General features: G+C 46.1%; 21 protein-coding genes. 12 read left to right on the top strand and 9 right to left on the bottom strand.

Annotated elements, in window-relative coordinates; translation table 11 throughout:
- Window positions 1–21: 21 nt before the first annotated feature.
- From VFC92_10605 to VFC92_10575, 7 genes are all read right to left on the bottom strand, one after another.
- Entirely contained in the window at window positions 22–585 is a 564-nt protein-coding gene (locus VFC92_10605; protein HZK08638.1) for a hypothetical protein, read from the bottom strand.
- Window positions 586–926: 341 nt separating this feature from the next.
- Window positions 927–1,910 (bottom strand): DUF4340 domain-containing protein, encoded by a 984-nt coding sequence (locus VFC92_10600; protein ID HZK08637.1) that lies wholly within the window; start codon window positions 1,908–1,910, stop codon window positions 927–929.
- The gene (locus VFC92_10595; GenBank protein HZK08636.1) at window positions 1,903–3,423 is read right to left on the bottom strand and encodes a GldG family protein; all 1,521 of its coding nucleotides are present in this window, start codon (window positions 3,421–3,423) and stop codon (window positions 1,903–1,905) included. Before VFC92_10595 ends, VFC92_10600 begins: the two co-directional genes overlap by 8 nt.
- 29 nt (window positions 3,424–3,452) lie before the next feature.
- Window positions 3,453–4,172: an ABC transporter permease subunit gene (locus VFC92_10590; GenBank protein ID HZK08635.1), complete on the bottom strand. Its 720-nt coding sequence runs from the start codon at window positions 4,170–4,172 to the stop codon at window positions 3,453–3,455.
- 231 nt (window positions 4,173–4,403) lie between these two features.
- Window positions 4,404–5,345, bottom strand: a complete 942-nt coding sequence (locus VFC92_10585; GenBank protein ID HZK08634.1) for an ATP-binding cassette domain-containing protein — start codon at window positions 5,343–5,345, stop codon at window positions 4,404–4,406.
- Between the two features lie 326 nt (window positions 5,346–5,671).
- Window positions 5,672–7,456, bottom strand: coding sequence for an arginine--tRNA ligase (gene argS / locus VFC92_10580; protein HZK08633.1), 1,785 nt, complete (start codon window positions 7,454–7,456; stop codon window positions 5,672–5,674).
- A 165-nt stretch (window positions 7,457–7,621) separates the two neighbouring features.
- Window positions 7,622–8,344, bottom strand: coding sequence for a class I SAM-dependent methyltransferase (locus VFC92_10575; GenBank protein HZK08632.1), 723 nt, complete (start codon window positions 8,342–8,344; stop codon window positions 7,622–7,624).
- 68 nt (window positions 8,345–8,412) lie between these two features.
- Here VFC92_10575 and VFC92_10570 point away from each other — a divergent pair, with 68 nt between their 5' ends.
- The 12 genes from VFC92_10570 (at window position 8,413) to VFC92_10515 (ending at window position 17,179) form a co-directional block, all read left to right on the top strand.
- Window positions 8,413–10,470, top strand: a complete 2,058-nt coding sequence (locus tag VFC92_10570) for an acetate--CoA ligase family protein (GenBank protein HZK08631.1) — start codon at window positions 8,413–8,415, stop codon at window positions 10,468–10,470.
- 12 nt (window positions 10,471–10,482) lie between these two features.
- Window positions 10,483–11,439, top strand: coding sequence for a histidine kinase (locus VFC92_10565; protein ID HZK08630.1), 957 nt, complete (start codon window positions 10,483–10,485; stop codon window positions 11,437–11,439).
- Window positions 11,436–12,092, top strand: coding sequence for a response regulator transcription factor (locus VFC92_10560; protein HZK08629.1), 657 nt, complete (start codon window positions 11,436–11,438; stop codon window positions 12,090–12,092). Before VFC92_10565 ends, VFC92_10560 begins: the two co-directional genes overlap by 4 nt.
- 212 nt (window positions 12,093–12,304) lie before the next feature.
- Window positions 12,305–13,144, top strand: a complete 840-nt coding sequence (locus VFC92_10555; GenBank protein HZK08628.1) for an alpha/beta hydrolase — start codon at window positions 12,305–12,307, stop codon at window positions 13,142–13,144.
- Window positions 13,141–13,623, top strand: a complete 483-nt coding sequence (locus VFC92_10550; GenBank protein HZK08627.1) for an RNA polymerase sigma factor — start codon at window positions 13,141–13,143, stop codon at window positions 13,621–13,623. Before VFC92_10555 ends, VFC92_10550 begins: the two co-directional genes overlap by 4 nt.
- A complete protein-coding gene (locus VFC92_10545; protein ID HZK08626.1) occupies window positions 13,616–14,179 on the top strand; it encodes a hypothetical protein in 564 nt (187 codons plus the stop codon). Before VFC92_10550 ends, VFC92_10545 begins: the two co-directional genes overlap by 8 nt.
- Window positions 14,180–14,316: 137 nt before the next feature.
- Complete coding sequence (locus VFC92_10540; GenBank protein HZK08625.1) at window positions 14,317–14,562, top strand: cupin domain-containing protein; 246 nt, start codon at window positions 14,317–14,319, stop codon at window positions 14,560–14,562.
- Between the two features lie 249 nt (window positions 14,563–14,811).
- Entirely contained in the window at window positions 14,812–15,255 is a 444-nt protein-coding gene (locus VFC92_10535) for a DUF2141 domain-containing protein (protein ID HZK08624.1), read from the top strand.
- Between the two features lie 8 nt (window positions 15,256–15,263).
- Entirely contained in the window at window positions 15,264–15,863 is a 600-nt protein-coding gene (locus VFC92_10530; protein ID HZK08623.1) for a TetR/AcrR family transcriptional regulator, read from the top strand.
- A 19-nt stretch (window positions 15,864–15,882) separates the two neighbouring features.
- On the top strand, window positions 15,883–16,221 hold the full coding sequence (locus tag VFC92_10525) for a cupin domain-containing protein (GenBank protein HZK08622.1): 339 nt from the start codon (window positions 15,883–15,885) through the stop codon (window positions 16,219–16,221).
- 3 nt (window positions 16,222–16,224) lie between these two features.
- The gene (locus VFC92_10520) at window positions 16,225–16,632 is read left to right on the top strand and encodes a hypothetical protein (protein ID HZK08621.1); all 408 of its coding nucleotides are present in this window, start codon (window positions 16,225–16,227) and stop codon (window positions 16,630–16,632) included.
- Entirely contained in the window at window positions 16,613–17,179 is a 567-nt protein-coding gene (locus tag VFC92_10515; protein HZK08620.1) for a hypothetical protein, read from the top strand. Before VFC92_10520 ends, VFC92_10515 begins: the two co-directional genes overlap by 20 nt.
- 10 nt (window positions 17,180–17,189) lie before the next feature.
- On the opposite strand, the gene VFC92_10510 is transcribed toward VFC92_10515, so the two are convergent.
- Window positions 17,190–18,110, bottom strand: coding sequence for an SdiA-regulated domain-containing protein (locus VFC92_10510; GenBank protein HZK08619.1), 921 nt, complete (start codon window positions 18,108–18,110; stop codon window positions 17,190–17,192).
- 48 nt (window positions 18,111–18,158) lie between these two features.
- Window positions 18,159–21,662, bottom strand: a complete 3,504-nt coding sequence (locus VFC92_10505) for a BamA/TamA family outer membrane protein (GenBank protein ID HZK08618.1) — start codon at window positions 21,660–21,662, stop codon at window positions 18,159–18,161.
- Window positions 21,663–21,686 lie beyond the last annotated feature (24 nt).

Raw genomic sequence — 21,686 nt, 5'->3', positions numbered from 1 at the left:
TTATTATATGTGTTGGTACACTTATTCCTTTTCATACACGAAATTACCAACCTGCCCTTTGTATATTTCGGTATGCGGGTTGTGCCCATTCCAAATGTCCATCGGTATCCCTTTTGGGAACGCCGGGCATGTCCGATTGGCCGGTGACTTATCCGTTAGATGCGCGCATGTATAACAAGTCAAACTAAAAGCATCCCATTGTAATTCACTATCATCTATGATTATCATCTCCCTTTCTTGTTTACGCATTTCTGCTATTTTCCGTGACGCTTCAATCTCTTCAAGCGTGAAAAACGTTAATTTTGTATCATTCATTTTTTTCAATTCCTTGGCCGCTGCCTTGTCCCCGGCATTGGCTTTCTTTAACAACCGACCGGCAAGCATCCAATCAATATCCGCTTCCGTCACGCACATATTGTAGGTTGGATTGCCATTTTTATCCTTTGTAACCGCTTTTAATCGCTTCATAATTATTATTTTTGGATAATACAAATACTTTTGCTTCCATGTATTCCATAAAGGTTCCCACGGATTGTCCATGCCTCCTGGATTATCTAATCCAAAACGCAAGGTGGGGCGGATCACATAATCATCCTTTTTAATTTTCCATTCTCAGAACTCACCCTTACCGCAGATGTGCCGTGGTGAAATGCGTTATCCGATGTGATGACAGGAGCCTTCATTTGCCTGGAAAATTAAATTGAACGCCAAAGGTAGAAGATATTTCAATGGGATTGATTCTAAATTTTATTGCAGCAGGAGCATAGCGCATGGCATAGAGAGCAGGGCACAAAGAACAGAGCGCAAGGCGCAAGTGATCCAGGGATGCCATCCCTTGCAGGGTTGGCATCCCTTATTGACTATGGTATGCCGTAAGAAAACAGTAATCTAGTGTTGCGCCTTGCGCCAAACGCCATGCGATTTTCCTACTTCTCCGCTCCCAAAAACACCGGCTCTTCTACGAAGATGGTTTCAAACAATCGGGCGTTGCTTCCGTCAAATTCTGCTCCGGGATTGGCCGAAGATGTGACGACATAACCTATTGTCGTGTCGGCAACAGGCCAAGCCTCAACAGTTACGGGCGCAAAGTTGCTGCCTTCTAAAGAAAGCCTGTGCGTGGCGCTGCCGGTTTTAACCACTGATGCATCAGCAAAAGCGGAGCTATTGAGCCGCGAAAGTTTGTTGAGATATTTCACCATGGCTGCCGAGTCGGCGGGTTGTCCGTTCATCATCCAGTGACCGTCGGCTTTTTCGAGGTTGATGACGCGATCAGGAAATGTATAGTTGAGGGCAGAGATATCGTTGGGCGTAACTTTTACAAGGCTTTTGTTGCGATAGGCATTCACATCATCCTGGTAAGCCATCTTTAGAAATCCTTCGACGGCATAAACAGGCTTTTCGTCGGTGAGGCGCACGTAGCTGGTCATTTTGCCGCGCTGCTGCTGCTGATAAGGGTTTTGCTGAGCCTGTGTTTGTGGTGGCTGGGTGTAAGAGAATTTCCCGATCATCAGGTCGGCAAGTTCTTCGCCAGCACCTTTGAGCGTGACGCGTGTTGCCAGCGAGTCGTTGAGTTCAAATTCAGCCCATTTTTTCTCGGTGGTAGCGGCGACGCGTTCTGGTTTCATCAGCGTAAACTGCGCCAGGATACTGCGCACCATACCGATATCGGCAGGATAGCTTTTGTCCTGACCACTCACCTCCCAGGCACCCACACTGGTCCGGTGGAGGATAATAGGCAAAGCACCGCCTGCCGGTCGAATGTAAATACTTTCGACGTCGGTGGTATCGACTTCTACCAAAACATTACGAAACGAACGATCGCGGCCACCTGTCATCTCGGCAATCGTATAAATGGCTGCCAGGATGATAAGGATGACGACGAGCGTTTTGACATTTAATTTTTTAAACATAACCTTCCTCCATTCTTTTGATGCGTTTTCTTCTTCTTACCTGCATACGGATGATTCCATAAATTACCACCAGCAAAAGCGGCAAAGCAAAGTTTATCCATTTTATCCAACTACGTTTGGCTTCGTCTATTTCTTTGAGTGGACGCGAGGTAACTTCTTTTGTGCGCAATTCGATCAATCCGGTGTCGTCGGAGAGATAGTCGATGGAATTCACCATCAGGCTGACATTGTCGGGCTGACGCTGCTGTGCTTCCTGTCCTTCACCATTGACAGCAAAATCGCCATCGCCAATCAAAACAATCGAAGCGGGGCTACTGCCGCCCATCCGACCTTTGAGAATGGCGCCAACGGTAAGCTCCTTCAACGGGAAATCGCTGTTGTCCCATTGTTTCTGCACATCAAAAAATACCGGCAATGGCAGCGTTCCCGATTTGTCGCTAGTAAACAAAAATGGCTTGTAGGTAAGGGATGTATCGCCCTGATAAGTAATTGTACTCGCCAATTGCAACATCACCTGCTCGAGGCCTTCGGTGATGGGCATATCGTCCTGGAATTTGCGGATCAGCGGCCAGTAAGGAAAAGGAATCTGTCGTGTAAAGGTCATATATCCGGTTTGCTGGCGTACGCCCACAGTGCCGGCTGTTGCATCTAACACACAGTTGTTTTCCACTTTCAGGCCTTTCGCCAGCAGCCAGTCGCGCAGGTTGCTGTTCGTTTTGTTGCCGCGCATTGCCTGGAAATCGCCGATAAAGTTGTTGTAAGCTATATAAAGATTTCCGCCACCAGCCAAATATCTGTCGATCATGCCAAGCGCCTGTTGCGGAAACGAATCGGTGGGAGCCACAATGGCCAATGTTTTATACTGCGACAAGTCGGCAGCAGCATCGGTAAGATTTACCGGCTGAATATCGTAAAGCACCTGCAACTGTTGCATGGCTTGCGGCAGGGCGTTGAGGGAAGGCTCGCCGTTGCCCTGAACAAATCCAATCACGGGTTTGTCGATTACAGCCAGCTTTTTGATGGAGCTCGACAGGGCATACTCCATGGCAGCGCCGGGCTGTATCACAGGAATAATATCGGTGCGTTCGCCCATCACTACTTTAGCCCCCAGATAAACTTTTTGCTGCTTCACCTGATCTTTTTCGCGTACGCTTATCACCAGCGGCTGAATGCCTGCCTGCATGGCCTGTTGCTCGGCCTCCTCGTCTTCGTTGGGATTAATAAATTCATAATTCACCAACCCGTCAGAAATGGCCGCATATTCGATAAGCATATCTTTAAAATCGTTGCGGGCTTTCTCAATCTCCTGCTGGCTGCCGCGCGTAAAATAAGCCGTAATGGTAACCGGCTCATCCAGCGACCTGAGAATATCCTTGGTGGCATTGCTCATGGTGTAGATTTTGTCGGCTGTGAAGTCGAGCCGCAAAAAATATTTCTCCGAAAGCACATTCAGAAACACCAAGGCTACGGCGATGAGGATCAATTGAGAGGCTATAGAATTCTTCTTTTTCATATCTTCAATTATCTTTTTTTAATAGTTTATTAATTCCTGTTTTTCTGTAACATGGCCTCGGTACTAATAAGCCCCAGGAAGATGATCGACAGGAAGAAGACGATGTCTTTGCTGTCGATTACTCCGCGCGCTATCGACTCGAAATGGTTGCCGACGCTCAGATAATACAACACGTCGCCTACGATGCCGCTGGCGCCATAAGCCAAAAACGCAAACAGGAAGTGAAACAAAATTCCGATGGCCAACGCCAGCATGAAGCCCACAATCTGGTTGTTGGAAATGCTGCTTGTAAAGAGGCCGATGCTAACATAGGCTGCGCTGATCAGAATCAGACCGAGGTAGCCGGAAATAGTGGCGCCGTGATCGATGTTGCCCAGGTTGGCCACCGTGATGTAATAGGGCAGCGTAAAAGCCAGCGCTATGATGATGAGCAGCAGTGTGGCCAGGAACTTCCCCGTCACCACCTGCCAGTCGCGCACCGGGCGTGTGAGCAGCAGCTCAATGGTGCCGGTTTTGTTTTCTTCGGCAAACTGCCGCATAGTGAGCGCCGGAATAAAAAAGAACAACGTCCAGTAGGCCACACCAAAAAACGCTTGTAAGCTGGCCTGTTTTATAAAAAAGATGTCGGAGCCATAGAGCCATGTGAACAGGCCGCTAAATGCCAGAAAGGCGATCAGCATGATGTAGGCCGTCAGCGAATCGAAAAACGACTGCAACTCCCTGGTAGTTATTACCCAAATCTGTTTCATTGTTTTAATAATTTTTAAAATTCACAATTAAAATATACTGTTAAAGGGAAAACTCATTTCCAAAATCCCAACTTCCAAATAAAATTCAATGTTTAAAATCACTGTTGTTCGGCAAAATAATTTTCCATAAATAGATTCTTCGCTCCACTGCGTTTCGCTCAGAATCTATTATTTTAAACCAGGCATTTGTCATTTGGGATTTATTTGTTTTTTGTCCTTTGATTTTGGAATTTAACTCAACGTGAGTTCTCTAAAAACATCCTCAAGTTTTGTTTCGATAGGCGAAAGCCGCGTAAGAATCCAGTCGTTGGCAACGCACATTTTAAAGATGCCTCTGACCGACGACATGTCGGATCTGCTTTGCACCTCGAAGCGTTTTTCGGCGCTGCTAATGATGTCCACCATCTCCACACTCTCGAGCATGCGCAGCTTGTCGAAAATCTCGGTTGCATTAGCGTCGGTAAGCTCGGTATCAATCTGCACCCGCATCAGCTCTTTGCCCTGCGCCTGTTTCCGGAGCGTTTCGGCACTGCCATCGGCAACAATTTTACCTTTGTTAATAATCATGATGCGGTCGCAGGTAGCTTCAACCTCAGCTAAAATGTGAGAGCTGAGGATGACCGTTTTTTCGCGGCCGATCTTTTTTATCAACTCACGGATTTCGACAATTTGGTTAGGATCGAGGCCGGAGGTAGGCTCGTCGAGGATGAGCACTTCGGGGTCGTGGATGAGCGCTTGCGCCAGTCCTACACGCTGCCTGTAACCCTTGGAAAGTTCACCAATTTTTTTGTGCTTCTCTCCTTCCAGACCACAAACATGCACCATCTCAAGAATCTTCTCTTTGATGCGTGACTTTTCGATGCCTTGTAGCCGGGCTACAAACCGGAGATAATCCAGTATGGGCATCTCCTGATACAAAGGGTTACTTTCGGGCAGGTAACCGATGCGTTTTTTGATCTCTTCGGGGTGCTCATGAATGGAGTATTCACCCACACGAACGTCGCCCGAAGTTGGGTAGAGATAGGTGGTGATAGCTTTCATGGTGGTGGTTTTTCCGGCACCATTGGGTCCCAGAAACCCCAACACTTCACCCGTGTTTACACGAAAAGAGATGTCATCGACAGCCCTTTGTGTCCCGAATACTTTGGTTAAGTTTTCAACTACTATATCCATAGGCTTGATTATTTATTTGATTTTACAAAAAAAAGGTACGGCCAAAAAAAGCGCTTGTTTTATCGTTAACATAATTTAACGGTGAAAAATATGTGGTGATAGATTTCTCCCTCCAAATTTGCTCCGCAAATTTTCCGGTCGAAATGACAAGTGTCATGGCGTGACCGGGGAAGGTGGGATCGGGCGCTGCGCGCCCGATCCCACCTTCCCCTCTCTTGAGCGCCAGTCGTGTCATTCCGACCGAAGAGAGGAATCTATTGTATTTCAATTGGTAGCGTAGCAATCAATCCAGAATCTATTTGTACAACAATAAAAAACCAGCACTCCTACATCCGCTCAGGCACGTCGATACCTAGGAGCTGCATAGCACTCTTGAGGATGGTTCCAACAAATTCAGAAAGTCCCAAACGGAAAACGATTTGCTGCTCCTCGGCATCCCGCAGGATGGGCACCTGCTGGTAAAAGTTGTTGAACTCTCTGGCCAGCTCGTAAGCATAGTTGGCGATTACCGCTGGGCTCAGGTTTTGGGCTGCTTCGGCTACCACCGCCGGAAAGTCGTAAGCAATTTTGAGAACCGCCCGCTCTTTGGGATGAAACTCTGCGGGAATGACATCCGCAGCAGGTGCGATATTTTTCTCGGCAGCTTTACGCAACAGCGACCGCGTACGTGCATAGGTGTATTGGATAAACGGCCCGGTGTTTCCGTTGAAATCTATCGACTCCTCCGGATTGAAGAGGATGGTCTTCTTGGGATCTATTTTTAAAATATAATATTTTAATGCCCCCAGCCCGAGTATTTCGAAAAGCGCCTCCTGACCTTGTTCATCAAACTCGTCGGCTTTTCCCAATTCGAGTGTCGTTTTGCGGGCGGTATCGGCCATTTCCTGCATCAGGTCGTCGGCATCCACCACCGTGCCTTCGCGCGACTTCATGCGTCCCTGCGGCAGCTCCACCATTCCGTAAGAAAGATGCAGCATGGCATCCGACCAGTCGCGCCCCATTTTTTTCAGCACTTTTATCAAAACATCAAAATGATAGTTCTGCTCGTTGCCAACTACGTAAATCAACTGTTGCGGATTATATTCGTCCTGGCGGAGTTGTGCCGTACCCAAATCCTGTGTAATGTAAACGGAAGTGCCATCGGCGCGAAGCAGCAACTTCTCGTCGAGACCTTCGCTGGTAAGATCGCACCAAACGGAGCCATCTTCTTTTTTATAAAAAACTTTCTTTTCGAGTCCTTTATACACCAGCTCGCGCCCCAGCAAATAGGTGTCGGACTCGTAATAGATTTTATCAAAACTAATTCCCAACCGGTTGTAAGTAACATCGAAACCTTCGTACACCCAGCCGTTCATCTCTTGCCACATCTTCCTGATCTCCGGATTTTGTTCCTCCCACTGCCGCAGCATCTCCTGCGCTTCCATCAGCAGTGAAGCCTCCTTTTCGGCAAGTTCTTCGTCCATCCCGTTTTCTACAAGCTCTTTGATCTCTGCTTTGTAAAACCTGTCGAAAAGCACGTAATATTTCCCAACCAGTTGGTCGCCTTTCATCCCGGTAGATTCGGGAGTTTCGCCGTTGCCCCACCTTTTCCAGGCGAGCATCGACTTGCAAATGTGTATGCCGCGGTCGTTGACGAGGTTCACGCGCACCACCTTTTTACCGGCAGCCTGCAGAATGTTGGCCAGGGAATGCCCCAGCAAATTGTTGCGCACATGGCCCAGATGCAGCGGCTTGTTGGTGTTGGGCGACGAAAATTCGATGACAATAGGAGCCTCTTCTTTCGTAGCATGCTGACCGAATAACTCGTTTTGTTTTTCGGTTTTATAAAAATCTTTCCAAATGCTGTCGGCAACAGTCAGGTTAAGGAAACCTTTGATGATATTGTAAGCCGTCACCTCTTCCACCTGGGCTGTTATGGCATCGCCAATCTCCTTTGCGGTAGCTTCGGGCGATTTTTTGGAGAATTTTAAAAGTGGGAAAACCACCAGTGTGTAGTCGCCTTCAAACTCACGCCGCGTTTTTTGGATGGCGATTAGTTGCGGGTCGATGTCGGCTCCGTAAAGCTGCCGGATGATGTCGGTTGCGCGGGAAAGAAGAAGTTGCTCAATCATGATTTTCTATGTTTTGTGGGGCAAAAATAGGCATTTTAGGTGCACTCGCCGCGGCTCTGTTGTCAACGGGGGTGATTAACCGCGGAGACGCAGAGGCGCTAAAGAATATCAAAAACCCTGCGCCTCTGCGCCTTTGTGGGTGATTAAAGACATGTTGTTCAACCCTTAAATGGTAAGTTTCGCCAGATAATCGTAATGATCGCCGTCGGCTAATTTTTCACAATTAAAACCAAAACGAGTAGCGTATTCGTGCAGCAGTTCGTAATGTATGTAAAGCCATGGGAAAGGCTCCGACTTGCGGCTACGGTACGCAAACTGAAAATTTACCTCGCCGTAGTAATTGGCAGCTAGGTCAATCATCACGCTGCCATCTTCCTGCTCCAGCATATAAATGATGTCGGAAGAATCGCAGATCAGGCGCCCGCTGGGTCTGAGCAAATTTTTGGCCTGTAACAGCGTTTTTTCCAGTCCGGCCAGAGTGCCGCTGATACCGATGCCATTCATCAACATTAGCAGCGTGTCGTATTTTTCGTTTTTAATTTCATAAAAATCCAACTGACGTGAATTTTCTAATCCCCGTGCCTGCATTACCCGAAAGGCTCCCGGCGAAATGTCGATAGGCTGCACCATTTTTTTCTGATCGAGCAATTCCAAGGAGTGACAGCCCGCCGCCGCACCAATATCCAAAATGGAACCCTGACACGAATTTAGCGCAAGCTTTTCAATTTCGGGCATCTCGTCGTAAGTTCTGAAAAAGTGTGCCACGTCGATATGCGAAGTGTCGAAGCGGTCGGAGAGCACGCGCAGTCGCATGTTTCGCGGACGCTGAAACCAGCTTTCCAGCGCCTGCCCCAGCACATCGTGACCGGTGATGTCAAATGTTGTCATCTTTTTCGATTTTTAAAAATTGTACTTTCGCGCAAAAATAATTTACATCACAACACAAATCGTTTTTCATGATAAATTCAGCACTCATCCATCCCAAAAGCATCGTGGTAGTAGGAGGTTCTAAAGACATCACCAAACCCGGCGGCAAGATCCTCAAAAACCTGCTCGACAACCATTACAAAGGCAAACTCTACGTTTCCAATCCCAAAGAAACTTCTGTGCAGGGCATCCCCTCATTTCGCGATCTGAAAGAGGTGCCGCAGGTGGACCTGGCGATATTGGCCATAGCCGCCAAATATGCGCTCGCCACTGTGGAGGAGCTTGCCCACAACCACGGCACACGCGCCTTCGTAATTATCTCGGCCGGATTCAGCGAAGAGAGCGAGGAAGGCAAACTGCTCGAGCAAAAAATTGTGGAGGTTATCAATTCGGTGGGTGGTGCGCTCATTGGCCCCAACTGCGTAGGGATTCTAACGCCAGACCATGCCAGTATTTTTACTTTGCCCATCCCACCACTCAACCCAAAAGGAATTGATTTTATTTCAGGTTCCGGCGCTACGGCAGTATTTATCATCGAGTCGGCGCTGCCCAAAGGACTTACGTTCAACAGCGTGTTCTCGGTGGGCAACAGCGCACAAATTGGCGTGGAAGAAGTGCTCGAATACCTGGACAATACTTTCGACCCCGAAAAGAGTTCGCGCGTCAAGCTGCTCTATCTCGAAACCATCAACAACCCCGGCAAGCTGCTGCGCCATGCTTCATCGCTAATACGCAAAGGATGTCGCATTGCAGCTGTTAAGGCAGGCTCTTCGGAAGCCGGCAGCCGCGCCGCTTCTTCGCATACGGGAGCGCTGGCCAGCAACGATGTAGCCGTGGATGCACTTTTCAGAAAAGCCGGTATCGTACGCTGCTATGGCCGCGAAGATCTTACTGCCGTTGCTGCTGTTTTTATGCACCCCGTGCTGCGGGGTCGCAATATTGGCATCATCACACATGCTGGTGGCCCGGCGGTGATGCTCACCGACTCTTTGTCAAAAGGAGGCCTCAACGTTCCGCACCTGAAAGGCAAAGAGGCTGACGAGCTGCTGGCAAAACTTTTCGCGGGAAGCTCCGTCGCCAATCCCATCGACTTCCTGGCTACCGGCACCGCCGAGCATCTTGGTATCATCATCGACACTGTAGATCAGAAATTTGATGAGATAGATGGCATGGTGGTTATATTCGGCACACCGGGACTCGTGCGTATTTTTGACGCTTACCGCGTGCTAGACAAAAAGATGAGCACCAGCCGCAAACCCATTTTTGCCGTGCTCCCATCCATACTCACCGCCCGCGAAGAGGTTGCTGAATTTTTATCAAAAGGACGCATCAACTTCCCCGACGAAGCCATTCTGGGTAACGCTTTGTGCCGTGTGATGAATACCCCGCCACCAGCACCCGAAAAACCCGAACTTCCGGCTATCGACCATGCAGTGATCCGCAAGGTTATCAACCACAGCAATGATGGATATCTGAATCCTGAAGCTGTGCAACAATTGCTGGATGCTGCAGGCATACCGCGCGCCGGCGAAGTGGTAGCGCAAACCGCTGAACAAGCGTTAGCAGGAGCTGAAAAACTCGGTTTTCCGGTGGTGATGAAAGTGATAGGACCGGTACACAAATCGGATGTAGGCGGCGTGGCGCTGAATGTGAAAAATACGGACGAAGTGAAACAGCAGTTTGCCCGAATGATGAAGATCAAAGACACAACTTCCATCCTGCTGCAACCCATGCTCAGCGGCCAGGAACTATTTGCCGGTGTCAACCGCGAAGCTCCTTTTGGGCACACCATTATTTGTGGATTGGGCGGCATATTTATAGAAGTGCTCAAAGATGTGGCCGCCGCTATTGCGCCTATTGGGCACGACGAAGCGCTGCAGATGATACACAGCCTGCGGGGATACAAAATAATACAGGGAGTGCGCGGCCAGCAGGGAACCGATGAGGTGGCTTTCGCCGATGTGGTGGTGCGGCTTTCGGCATTGGTGATGGCAGCTCCCGAAATTGCCGAACTCGACCTTAACCCATTGCTGGGAAATCCTAAAGGAGTAACTGCCGTTGATGCTCGCATCCGCATTTCAAAATAAAAAACAACAGACATGTTAACCATTGTCGGGCTTATCGTTTCAATTGTGTTGCAATTTGTGGCAATGATTTTTGCCATCACGCTCATCCGCACCACCAAGTATAATTCGAGCTGGATTTTGCTGTCGATAGGTTTGATGGTGATGGCCGGGCGCCGGCTGCTGGATTTTTTGCCTTATGTCAATGGTAAACTTTCGCCCCGTATGGAAATTTTTAGCAGTTGGCTGGGTGTGCTGGTGTCGCTGCTAATGGTGGTTGGTGTGTTCTACATCCGCAAGATTTTTATTTATTTGCGCAAAGCAGAAGAAACACGAAAAGTCGCCGAGAAGCGCGTGCTCAATGCAGTAATCCTGACCGAGGAAAACGAGCGAAAGCGACTGGCCAAAGACTTGCACGACGGGCTTGGGCCTTTGCTGGCAACAGCCAAGATGTCGGTGTCGGCGCTTACAGAGCAGCCAGGTGCCGTTGCCGAAAATAAAACCATTTACAACAATGCCCTACAGGCTATCAACGAATCCATCAGGAGCTTACGCGAAATCTCCAACAACCTCAGCCCCCATCTGCTCGACAACTTCGGGCTTCACGGCGCCATCAGCACTTTCATCGAAAAAATTAACGACACCAGAAAGATAAAAATCGAGTTCACCAGCAACCTGGGCAGCCAGCGTTTCGAAAGCAACGCCGAAGTAATTCTTTATCGCGCCGTATGCGAGTTGATCATGAATACACTGAAACACGCCAAAGCAAACAAGATTCTTATCAGCCTCGACCGCGAAGACGATACCCTGATGCTGCTTTATCAGGACGATGGCATTGGGTTTGAGTTTCAAGAAATCCTCGACGGCAAAACCGAAGGCATGGGCATCAATAACATCCGCTCGCGCATCGGCTCGCTCAACGGCACCTTCGAGGTGGATAGCTGGCCCGGCGAAGGAATCATCGTCACCATACAGGTAAAGATTGCGCCATGAAAAATCTAAATCTCATCATCGTCGACGATCATACGCTTTTCCGCAACGGGCTTCGTGCGCTACTGGAAAATCATTACGAAAATATCAACATCCGGGAGGCAGGCAGTGGCGAGCAGTTTCTGGAATTGCTGCAACAAACCGTACCCGATCTGGTGCTGATGGACATCAGCATGCCCGGCATGGATGGCGCCGAAGCCACGCGATTGGCGCTGGCTGAACATCCACAACTAAAAATTGTAGCCTTGTCGATGTTTGGCGACGAAGCCTATTATTATAAAATGATCGATGCAGGCGTGCAGGGTTTTGTGTTGAAAGACTCAGAGATAGCCCAGGTGCGCGAGGCCATCGAAACGGTGATGGATGGTGACACCTACTTCTCGCATGAGCTACTGCTAAAGGTTATCCGAAAAATGCCTTATACCTCCCCCACTGAAGCTACGGCTGAAATCCAGCTTTCGGGACGTGAAATGGAAGTTCTGCAATTGATTTGCGATGGATTATCGAATCAGGATATTGCCGAAAAGCTTTTCATCAGCAAACGCACCGTCGACAAGCACCGCAGCAACATCCTGTCGAAAACCAATAGCCGCAACACAGCCCAACTAGTAATGACTGCCATCAGGATGGGATGGGTCAGGGAGGTTAAACCGTAAGCCGAATGATTCCCGGTAAGCCATGGAGAATGGTACTATTAGAAACAAATCGCCAACCCACTGTCCTGTTTCTCATCATATTTGCGCATAGTTGGCTATGATTCAACCAGAAGTAACGCTGTCACCTCAACAATTATCTAAAAAAGATATAAAAAATGCTTTTGGACGTGTAACATTTTAAGCCTTTTGAATCTAAAGCGAAACGAAATAGTATGAAAACAAAATGGATATTAGTTGTGGCTTTGGTTTTAAGTTTGAACAGTTACGCTCAAAAGGAATTTGAGGTGTCGATTTCCGGAAAAGGTCAACCGGTTTTATTGTTTCCTGGCTTTGCCTGCACCGGACAAGAATACCTGGATTTGGTTGGCGAATTGCCTAAAAACCATAAAGTCTACAATTTCACCTTTGCCGGATTTGGTAATGTTCCGCCCATTGAAAAGCCCTGGTTGCCAAAAATTAAAAAAGCTATCGAACATTTTGTCGAAAAGCAAAATTTGAAAAAGCCCGTCATCATCGGTCACAGCATGGGCGGAACGTTGGGATTATGGCTGGCTGCGGATAATCCGGAACTTTTTTCAAAATTGATTATTATTGATGCTTTACCGGCAATGGGCGCCGTGATGATTCCGGATTACGATAGTGAAAACATCAGCTATAACACGCCCTACAATCAGAATATTCTGGCAATGGATGATGCCGATTTCAGAAGAATGGTGGAAAAATTGGCTTCTACAATGACCCAAAACATTGAGAAACAGCAACAGCTTACCGACTGGATGGTAATGGCAGACCGAGAAACCTATGTTTATGGTTATACGGATTTATTGAAACTGGACTTAAGGTCGGCTCTATCAAAAATCAAAATTCCGGTGACGATTTTGGTGGCCACCGAACCCTATGGTCAAAAGATTGTCGAAAATAATTACCGCAAACAATATCAAAACCTGGGAGATTATTCGCTTGATTTTGCTGAAGGTTCAAGACATTTTATCATGTATGACAAACCAAATTGGTTTTTAAGTCAAATTAAATCCGCCTTGCAAGAGAAATGAATTCCGAAGTCTATTTTGAAAAAATATACAACGAAAACTATCAAAAGGTTTTTGGGCTTTGCCTCGGCTATGTGAAAGGTAATTCGGCCTTGGCAAAAGATTTGGTTCAGGATGTTTTTGTAAAAGTGTGGTTAAATCTGAAAAGCTTTCGAAAAGATGCAAATCCTTCAACATGGATTTACCGCATCACCGTAAACACGTGTTTGCAAGAACTTCGAAAAAAGGAGCATCTGTCGTTAGATTTCGATATTGAAGCAGAAAAAACCAAAGAAACAACAACGCAGAAAGAAAATAGTTTGACCAGGATGTATGCCTGCATCAATCAACTTTCGCTGCAAAACCAGAGCATTATTCTGCTGGAATTGGACGAGGTACCGCAAGCAGAAATTGCTGAAATCATCGGCGTTTCGCACCAAGTTGTGAGAACCCGAATCCACCGCATCAAAACTCAACTTTCAAAATGTGTGAAGAATGACTAATTTCTATAACATCAAACAAGAATGGGCTTCGCGGGAATTTTCTGAACCCGAAAAATCGTATAAGAGTATTATCGAAAAAACCCGTAAAATTCAAACAAGGCAAATCATATCCCAAGTGGTTTTATCAGTTACGGCAATCATTTTGATCGGTTTTTTCTTTTATGTTTCCGCCTACACGAATTCCCGGGCAACGTTGGGTTTGCTTTTGATGATTGGCAGTTTATTACTGCGGATTATCATTGAAATTAAATACAAACTAGACGATAAAAAAATTGATTTCTCCCAAAGCGCAAAAGTGTTGCACCAAAAATTAGTGCACTACCACAAAATCCGATTAGCAGTAAACTATATACTGTCCCCAATTTTATTTGCAACCTATATTATTGGATTTGTTTTGCTTTTACCCGTATTCAAAGCAAATTTATCTGAAGGCTTTTACACGTATGTTCAGTGGTCTTCTTTTTTGATATTTGTATTTTTGGCGCTATTTATTTGCTATCAGATTAGAAAGGAGCTGCGTGAACTTCGATATTTGAAAACGGTTTTTGAAACTTGAAATGACCAACACAAGCCAGAGCTTAGCCACCTTTTTCTATTTCTGCTGAAAGTAACGTGGGCTGAGCCATACGCCGACCGCTGTCCAAACAGACCGAAGAACTGAAAGCGCTGTAAGAAAAAGATTCGGCGCAGGCCATGCACATCACCCTGCAACCCGGTGAAGCGCTGAAGCCACACATCACGCCGGTGGATGTATTTTTCTTTATTCTGGAGGGAACTCCCGAAGTTCTTATCGGCAAGGAGAAAGTGCAGGTTGAGGCCAACAGCCTGGTGGAAAGCCTGAAGGACATCGTTCATTGCCTGTATAATAATTCGGACAAAGTAGTCAGGTTTCTGGTTGTAAAAGCGCCAAAGCCAACCACCCAGACGAAGCTATTGTAAAGGATTAAAAACCTACTCCCATAACCTGGCCGCTGCGTTATCAATCTTTGGCTTGGCCACTTTATCAAACTTTTATCTTTAAAAGAGAAACTTAACCTGAATGCTTCGTCACTGTTTGTAAATAAATCAGCCTGGCTATTCAGGATTTGTTGCACGCCGTTTCCGTCTCATTTATTTTCCTAAAAAATCTAAAATAATTTGGTGAAAGAAAAAAAGCATTACTTTTGTGAGCGAATATTCACTTACTTTATGAAAATGACAAACTTTAGCATTCTGGGAATTACCGTGTTGCTTTTTGCGTTTAGCTATCAAAAACCACAAACCTATTCTTTGACAGTTGAAGTGCGTGAATTGCAAAATTCGAATGGTGTGATGCAATTTGCGTTGTACAACCGTCCGGACGGGTTTCCTGATGAGCATTATAAAACATTTTATCGAAAACTTACCGCGGCGATTGTGGACGCATCATCCACGGTAATCTTTGAAAATTTGCCTCAGGGAAAATATGCGGTTAAAATTTTGCACGATGAAGATAGCGATGGGAAAATTAAAAAGCGCTTGTTTTTGCCCAAAGAAGGAATAGGTTTTTCTAATTATGAATCTGTCGGATTATCCAATAGGCCGGCATTTGACAAAGCTGCCCTCGACCTTACGGGCGATAAGAAAATATGTATCAAAATTATTTATCTGTAAAAATAAAAATGTACAAGAAAACAGATTTTGAAATGTCGGACAGGCAAAAAGAAATAATAGATGTCTCACTCGAACTAATCGCAGAGAAAGGCATTCAGGGATTGACTATCAAAAATCTGGCGAAAAAAATTGGCTTCTCTGAATCGGCCACTTACCGGCATTACGAAAATAAAACCCAAATACTGATTGCCGTTTTAGATTTTTTTAAAGATGGAACGCAACAGCTCTTTGCAGACCAACTGAACACGGAAGCCGATGCAATGGTTAAGATAAAACATTTGTTTTTAAATCAGTTCAAATTTTTCACTCAATCGCCTTCTTTGGTGGCTGTAGTTTTTTCGGAAGAGCTTTTTCAAAACAAAAAAATATTGTCCGGGAAGGTGTCGGATATTATGAATACCAATTTTCGAATGATGACTCAAATTCTACAAGCCGGGCAGAATAACGGAGAACTACGACCTGATATTGAAGCCCCGCACCTGTCGCTAGTTGTGTTGGGATCGCTACGTTTGTTCGTAAAACAATGGCATCTCTCAAACCATGCATTTAATCTGACAGAGAAGGGCAAAGAACTTACCAACTCAATTGAAATATTAATTCGTAAATAAATTTTGAAAATTAGAAATCATGAAGATTGTAAAACCATCAGAATTACAAATCACAGAAACGGTCCACAAAGTGGATGTTCGCAAACTGTATGAAAAGGATTCGGCACAGGCCATACTCATCACCCTGCAACCCGGTGAAGCGCTGAAACCACACATCACGCCGGTGGATGTGTTTTTCTATATTCTGGAGGGAACTCCCGATGTTCTTATCGGCAAGGAGAAAGTGCAGGTTGAGGCCAACAGCTTGGTGGAAAGCCCGAAGGACATCGTTCATTGCCTGTATAATAATTCGGACAAAGTAGTCAGGTTTCTGGTTGTAAAGGCCCCAAAGCCAACCACCCAGACGAAGCTATTGTAAAGGATGAAAAACCTGCTCACATACCTGACCGCAGTGGCCTTAGCCATCTTTGGCTTAGCCACTTTATTCGCCAGCAGCGCAATAATACTCGATTTGTTCGACGTCAGAGAAGCGGAGGGCAACTATGTGCCTTTTATTGTTTTTACAAATCTTATCGTCAGCCTTTTTTATCTGGTTGCGGTTTATGGTTTTTTTAAAAATAAGATTTTGGCATTAAAGCTCCTGGTCGTTTCTCTGGCCATTCTTATTGTCGCTTTTGCAGGCTTGTGGGCGTTCATTTGGTCAGGAGGTCTTTACGAAACCAAAACGATCGGGGCGATGGTTTTCAGAATCATCGTAACCTTGGGCTTCGCGGTGGCGGCATATTTTATTAATAAAAAAAGTAAAAGCCATGGAAACAACGAAGTTTGAAATTAGCACCAAAGCTGCGCAGATTCTTATGAGCAAAGGATTAAAGGCACTGACACTTCAGAATCTTGCGGCTGAACTAAACGTAAGTGAAAACCAACTAAGCAGCGACATCAAAAATGTGGACGACATTATTTTGATGCTGCTTGCAGAGTTCGAGGTCCAAATCACTGATTACGTTAAGATTATTACGAACAATGTAGAAACCACGGATGATAAATTCAAATTGCTCTTTAAAGGGATCTATTATTTGTTCATGCAAAAGCCACATTATCTTTTTCTGCTATTCGACAAAGACCTTAATACGCGGGATGGCAAGATAAAGGAGTGCATGTCGCGTATAAAAAACGCAGCTGAATTATGCTTGACAGGGGTACTAAATGCCGGGAAAAAGGAGCATGTTTATAAAACAAATGCTTCTACCCCGGTATTGGTTGAGAACATCCTGACCAGTTTCAAATCGCTCATGCAACAGGAACAACGCATTAATGAAATGGCTCTGGAACTAAAATCGATAAAGTCGTCCTATAATCCTACACAGGGAAAATGATGCTTTCCCATCAAAGAGGCTTAAACCTCAGAATACTGGCTGACCCTTTACCGCCCTCATTTGAGATATACAAGGTGCCGTCTTTCGTGAAGCAAATACCTTCGGGCTGATTAAAGTGTTTGGGAGGCAGCATTTTTATCTCTACAATTTCCCCTTCGCGGTTTATCACCAGCAAAAGTTTGGCGGTATGCGAGATTACGTACAGTTGGTTGTTTTGAGGATGGATGGCAATGCCGGAAGGCTCAAAAAATATTGCATCGCTGATCAGCCCGCTCTTTTTGGTGGCCTTGACATAAAATTTCCGGATAGCTCCCGTTGTCCGAAATGCTTCGATTACCGATAGGTCGATGAGAAACACAGGCGTTGCGCGGAGTTTGAGTTCATTGAGGTCAAAGCTGTAAATGGCTTTAAAACCTTTATGTTTCTCATCCTTTTGTAAATAGGGCTTGCCTTTACAAGCTATCAAAAGCGAGTGCGTTTCCGGATCGTAGGCCAGGCCTTCGGCATTGTTGGCGGAGGTAAGCGGAGTTTTGAATTTGGTAACCACCGGATGCGGCTGCCTAAAATTTTCTACACGGTACAAGTTTCCACTGCTTTTGAGAACCCAGGCTGCCGAATCAACCATTTCAATGCCTTCGTAATCGCCTTTTTTGCCAAAATCATGAACGCTTATGATTTCCCCCGATGATTTGTCGAGAAGGTAAATGCGGGCATCTTCGTCCTGTACAGCGGCGATGGTGGTTCCGTCAAGACATGCGAGTCCTGAAATTTCTCTTAGTTCGGCAGGCAACTGCCAAACAGTGTCGGGAAGATCAAGCTGATAATCCGGTGTGATGGAATGATCAGTCGCTTCATTCTCCTTTTGGTTACTAAATTTACATCCGTTGAACATTGCAAGAATCAGTAGTAGAATTTTAAAATTGAATATCATGTTGTTCGGCTTTTTAAGCAGCATGTCCGACAAATGGCTTCCCGGTCATTAAAACTGATATTTGAGTGATATGTTTATCAGGTCGTCCTCTTTGCTATGAGCATAATAGACACTAATCAGCGCCATGTCGAAAGGCAAAAGCCACAAGCCCAGGCCATAGCCCTGATGCCATTTCGAAGAGTTTTCGCCAGTCAGCCACACGCGCCCAACGTCGTGAAAAAGCGTCAGTCCCGTGCTGCCGTTCAAAATGTAGGTGTTGAACTGCTTCAGCCGAATGCGTACATCGATATTTTGATAGAGTGAAGCATCGCCATAAAAACGCGTTTGTCTGAAGCCACGCAGGTTGTCTTTTTGCCCCAGCGTGGCAGCTTCATGAAATACATAATCGCCAAAGAGTTTTTCGCCGCCCACCCTGAAAGCGTAAACCACGCGCGGCCGTTGCGCAAAACTGAGGTAGCCGGTAAAATCGGCGGAAGCTTTTGAAAATCCGGTAGAAACATCATCAAGGCCAATAAACTGCGAATAGGTAGTTTCCAAACGCACACCACGCGTAGGAAAATTATGGCTTCCCACAAACTCTTCTTCAATTTTGGTTTCGCGATTAGCGATGGTGTTGATTCGGTACGAGAGCGCCAGGCCCATGTACTGGTGTGTTTTGAGTTCGTTTTCATCCAGTCCGTTATCCGGAATATCCGTAACCCATCTGCCGGCAACGTCCTTTACATCTGTCTTTTTATAAAATAATTCAAGCCCTGCTTTGTGTGCATCATCGTTGGATATTTGTTTATTAAAATCCATTGCAACAGCATATTGCGTCATCCTTACCAGGTAGTAATCAATCTTTGATTTTCCCTCCTGCCAGCTACTTTCGTTGCCCATACCAAAATAGTTGCTTTCGAAACGAGGTGCCTTAATATCGGCCACAACATTCATTTCCAATTTCTTTAAAGGATAAATAAATTTGCCGGAAAGATAAAAGCGGACTGAGTTTGTCAGGTAAGCATAGTTGCCAAGCAGTTTGTATTGTTGCTGCCTGTAGCGCGAATATTTGTTGATGATAGCGCCACCGCCTATAAATACGCCATCATCCCTGTTGTAGCCTGCAAATATTCCGGGAAGAACCACATCAGGATTATAGGCTTCGCGGTCGTACTCCAGCGCGTCTGCGTTGAAGCCGCTTTTTAAACGAGACCTGAGCAAAGGTGAAACTTTGGTATTCTTTTTATCATAAATGGTAATGTATCGTGGCGCCTTTCTACCCTCGTAAACTATGTGGTTATGATCATCACCAGCTACTATTGTCGTTTTTATTTTGTTTCGCGAATTGCCTTCAATGTTAAAATGATCGTCGCCGGAAAAGCCATAAATTCTTATTTTTTTGGTTTCAGAGGCATAAAAGGTTCGTTGATAAATAACGGCCGCGCTAGTATCCCCTTCCTTATCGTCATACTTTATTATCTGCAATGAAGTATTGTTGGGCGCAACAATGCGAAATCGATCTTTTTTCTGTGTTCCGGTGATATCGACTCCTTTGGCGAGCGACAGATAAAGCTGACGCGCCATAGGCTCCAGATTGTTAAGCCTGGTTTTTAAAGTAGCAGCAGTTGTTGAAGCGCACAACGGCTGAATTTCTTTGGGAAGCGCCGCAACCGCCGTATCGATATCTGCAGGACTCAGCAACATTTTCAGCGAATCAATCTGACTGAGCCAGTCGTTCCAGTCGCCGGCGGTCAAAAAGAAACGGTCGAAATAACGGGCGTTGTAGGATTGACCAGGGACATTTTCGGTATAATCGTCAAAGCCCTGGATTTTGGGCAGAAGCCATTTACGGGCAGCAATCCATGGAATGATGCCCTGGTTGACAAAAAAGGCCTGATCGCGGTCGCGGGGTATGGGTTTGTAAATGGTTTTACCATCTTTCTTAAAAGTTGCCCACCGCCACTGGTCGTCGTGCCTGTCCCAGTCGTTGATCCAGATATCGAACAAGCGCGCCCGGAGCGTTGCTTCTGTATCAACCTGATGATCTCTCTTTTTTAGAATGGCCTCTACCACTTTGCTGGTAGAGACGATGTTTTTGGAGTAACCAAAGCTGGCAATGTCCCAGCCTTTGCCATCCGGCCGCTCCTCGAACAGAAAGAGCTGATTGGCAACATCGCGACGATAAATGCCCAGCAGCGGGTCATCAGGTATAAAAACTATTTCAGGATTTGTATGAAATACGCCTGCATAATTCGCCAGCCGAGCTACCACCAGAGCCGCATAGGGATTGGAAGCTGATATCTGATCCTGGACCACATCTACCGCAATAGTTTTTTTCATGCTTACAGGTAAAGCGCCCTCAGCATATTTCTCGACCGAGCGCAAAGCATATTCCCGATCATGCTCATCTTTCAGCCTCAGCGATTTGGTTTGTTGCCCGCCGCCCCGTTTTACAATTTGAAGGCCGCCCATTTTAGTGGAAATATCAAAAATCGGAGCTTCAATTTCCGTATCCCAAACCTTACGGTAATTTTTTCCCATCCAAAAGTAATTCGATTCAGAAATGTTGTATTGATCACTGGCTTTGCTCACAGCGCTGTCGGGGAATTGCTGCACGCCAGATCTTTCTATCCTACTCTTAAGTTCTCTTTTATAAAGTTGCTTTTGGAAAATCTTCCCGTCGGTTCCATAAAACTCCAGGATACTTTCCCCTTCGGGATAAAAAAGCAGCCGGGCAAAGCCTTTTTGCAAGCTTCCAAATGTTGCCCGTTTCGGATTAACATAACTCTGTTGAACCATCGAACCGCTAATGATGTGATGTACGCCGTTGTCTTCGAAATACTGCAAATTGTCGTCGCCGGATGAAAGATAGATGATGTTTGGATACATCCTGAGCATAGCAAGCATTTGATCGCGAAAAGTCTTAAAGTCGGGATAGTTGTGGTCCGTTCGTAAGCCCAGAACCTTACGGTAAAAGGGGTAGGGAGCTTCCAATACGGCCTGCCGGAATGAGAAATGGCCACCGCTGTTGCCATAACTCTCTAGCGCCTGGCTGGCGGCGATTACAACGTGTTTATCGGGATAATGCCGCCTGATGGCATCCTGAATGAGCATCAAAGCGTCGGCATCCGATTCGATACCGCATTTCAGGTAGCGGCGGTCGTGTTTGTAAACCCACCAGTAAGTATCGAGCAATATTACAACCAGATGATCATTAAGCACAACCTCCTGTGGCCCCGGACAAGCGGCCTGGGGCATATAAACTTTACCCCGGTAATGCTCCTCAAGCGCATCTTCAATGTTTTTAATAACCCTTTTCCCATCGGGTCTGCCATTATCCCATTCGCTACGGCCGGGAGCCAAAAGCAATGGCGACCGGAAATCATTGATCAACTGCAGTGGAAAAGTATTTGCTTTGGCATCATAAAAATTTCCTGGGAAAACAAAGGCCAAAAAAGTGCTATCCTGAGCCCATCGTTTCCATTGTTCTGCCAAAGCCCCATCTACTGAACCGCCGGCAATATTTCCTGCTGCCAGCAAGGCAACATTTTGTTGCTGCCCATAGCTGCGCATGCCCCCAATTGCACTAATGCAGAT

The organism is Bacteroidales bacterium, from assembly GCA_035647615.1.
Taxonomy (GTDB): Bacteria; Bacteroidota; Bacteroidia; order Bacteroidales; family 4484-276; genus SABY01.
The sequence above is the reverse complement of the archived record's forward strand: the minus strand, read 5'-3'. Positions and strand labels throughout refer to the sequence as shown.